Below are 2,835 nucleotides of genomic sequence, written 5' to 3' on the forward strand. Positions count from 1 at the left end.
ATGCTGAAACGATCCGACATGACCCCGGCAGTCGATCTGACCGCCGAACCCGGCGCCGGCCCGACGCGTCTGCGCCGTCCGGTCTATGTCGATCTCCTGCCGCCGTGCCAAAACGCCTGCCCGGCCGGGGAAGACATCCAGGGCTGGCTCGCGCTCGCCCAGGCCGGAGATCACCACGCCGCGTGGCTGCGGCTGACCGCCGACAACCCATTGCCGGCGACGCATGGCCGGGTGTGCTATCATCCCTGCGAAACCGCGTGCAACCGCAACGAACTGGACGCGGCGGTCAGCATCCACGCCGTCGAGCGTTTTCTCGGCGACCGCGCCAATGAGCAGGGTTGGCAGTTTGCCGAAGCCGCTCCAGCTTCAGGCAAGCGGGTGCTGGTGGTCGGCGCCGGCCCGTCGGGGCTTGCCTGCGCCTATCACTTGGCCCGGCTCGGCCACGCGGTGGAAATCCACGAGGCCGGGCCGGTCGCCGGCGGGATGCTGCATTTCGGCATCCCTGCCTATCGCCTGCCGCGCGCGGACCTGGCGCGCGAGATCGCCCGCATCGAAGAATTGGGCGTGCGCATCGTGCTCAACCGCAAGGTGGACGACCTGCTGGGCGAACGCGACGGCGGGCGATTCGACGCCGTGTTCGTTGCGATCGGCGCGGGGCTTTCCCGCCATGTGGAAATCCCCGCCCGCGATGCCGCCCGGGTGCTCGATGCGGTCAGCCTGCTGCGCGAGGTGAGCGCCGGCGAGCCGCCGCCGCTGCTCGGCCGGCGGGTGGTGGTCTATGGCGGCGGCAACACCGCGATGGACGCCGCCCGCACCGCCCGCCGCCTCGGCGCGTCCGAGGCGCTGATCGTCTATCGCCGCGACCGCGCGCATATGCCCGCGCATGCGTTCGAGGCCGACGAGGCGCTGGCCGAGGGGGTGAAGATCAAATGGCTCACCACGATCAGGGAAATCGTCGCCGATGCGCTCACCGTCGAACGCATGACGATCGACCCGGACGGTCATCCGCGGCCGACCGGGGAGATCGAGACCCTGAGCGCCGATGCGGTGGTGCTGGCGCTCGGCCAGGACAGCGACAGCGGATTCCTCCGCCGCGTCGCGGGTGTCGCGGTGAACCCGGACGGCACGGTGGCGGTGGGGCCCGACATGATGACCGGGGCGGCGGGGATTTTCGCCGGCGGCGACATGATCCCCGCCCAGCGCAGCGTCACCGTCGCGGTCGGTCATGGCAAGCGGGCGGCGCGGCATATCGATGCCTGGCTGCGCGGCGCCGCCATCGCGCAGCCATCGCCGCCGCCGCTGGTGAGCTTCGCGATGCTCCATTTGCCGGTGTTTAGCGATGCCGATCCTGCCCCGCTGCGCGAAACCCCACCCGCCGAGCGCACCGGGTTCGCCGAGATCACCGCCGGCCTCACCCCACCCGAGGCGCGCCGTGAAGCGCAGCGCTGCCTCTCCTGCGGCGTCTGTTTCGAGTGCGACAATTGCTATGCCGCCTGTCCGGAGGACGCGATCGTGAAGCTCGGCCCTGGCAACCGCTACCGTTACGACTACGCGAAATGCACCGGCTGCGCGGTCTGCTTCGAACAATGCCCGTGCCACGCGATCTCCATGATCGCCGAGCCGGTGGCGGGTTGAGATGGCAACGCGCGCCACGCTGGACGGTAACACCGCCGTCGCCCATGTCGCCTATCGGGTCAACGAGGTCTGCGCGATCTTCCCGATCACGCCGTCCTCCCCGATGGCCGAACTCGCCGACGAATGGGCCGCCGCCGGCATCCCCAATCTGTGGGGCGAGGTGCCGGTGGTGCAGGAGATGCAAAGCGAGGGCGGGGCCGCCGGCGCCGTGCATGGCGCGTTGCAGGCCGGCGCGCTGACCACGACCTTCACCGCCTCGCAGGGCTTGCTGCTAATGCTGCCCAACATGTTCAAGATCGCCGGCGAGCTGACGCCGACGGTGTTCCATGTCGCGGCGCGTTCGGTCGCGACGCAAGCACTGTCGATCTTCGGCGATCATTCCGATGTCATGGCGGTGCGGTCGGCCGGCTTCGCGCTGCTCTGCTCGGCCTCGGTGCAGGAGGCGCACGATCTGGCGCTGGTCGCGCAGGCGGCGACGCTGGCCGGGCGGGTGCCGCTGCTGCATTTTTTCGATGGGTTTCGCACCTCCCACGAGGTGAACACCTTGACGTTGCTGGAGGATGCGCAGCTCCGCGCGCTGATCGACGACGCTCTCGTGCATGCCCACCGCGCCCGCGCGCTCGACCCCGAGCATCCGGTGGTGCGTGGCACCGCCCACAACCCGGACACGTTCTTCCAGGCGCGCGAAACGGTGAACCCGTTCATTGCCGCGATGCCCGGCCATGTGCAGGCGGCGATGGACCGGCTCGGCGCGCTGACCGGAAGGCGCTACCGTCTGTTCGACTACGACGGCCCGCCCGACGCCGAGCGGGTGGTGGTGGTGATGGGGAGTGCCGCCGAGACCGCGCGCGCCACCGCCGCCGCGCTGCGCGCGCGCGGGGAAAAGCTCGGCGTGGTGCAGGTGCGCCTGTTCCGACCCTTTGCCGCGGACGCCTTCCTCGCCGCCCTGCCGGCAAGCGTGCGGAGCATCGCCGTTCTGGAACGCACCAAGGAGCCGGGTGCCAGCGGCGAGCCGCTCTATCAGGACGTGGTCAGCACCCTCGCCGAGGCGGTCGCCACCGGCGTGCGCGCCACCATGCCGCGCGTGATCGGCGGGCGCTTTGGCCTCTCGTCGAAAGATTTCACCCCGGCGATGGCGAAAGCGGTGTTCGACGCGCTGGCCACGCCCAGTCCGCTTCACGGCTTCACTGTCGGCATCAC

Annotated in this window: 1 protein-coding gene and 1 pseudogene; both read left to right on the forward strand. The window is 70.3% G+C overall.

Going from position 1 to position 2,835, the window contains the following annotated elements; genetic code table 11:
- Positions 1 to 1,635: NAD(P)-binding protein (locus ACP5M5_RS14565; RefSeq protein ID WP_427938560.1), on the forward strand; the 1,635-nt coding region annotated here is incomplete at its 5' end.
- 1 nt (position 1,636) lies between these two features.
- A pseudogene (locus ACP5M5_RS14570) lies at positions 1,637 to 2,835 on the forward strand (pyruvate:ferredoxin (flavodoxin) oxidoreductase); the annotation flags it as partial.

Origin of the sequence: Acidibrevibacterium sp., from assembly GCF_049965395.1 — a bacterium.
In the GTDB taxonomy this organism is placed as follows: Bacteria; Pseudomonadota; Alphaproteobacteria; order Acetobacterales; family Acetobacteraceae; genus Acidibrevibacterium; species Acidibrevibacterium fodinaquatile.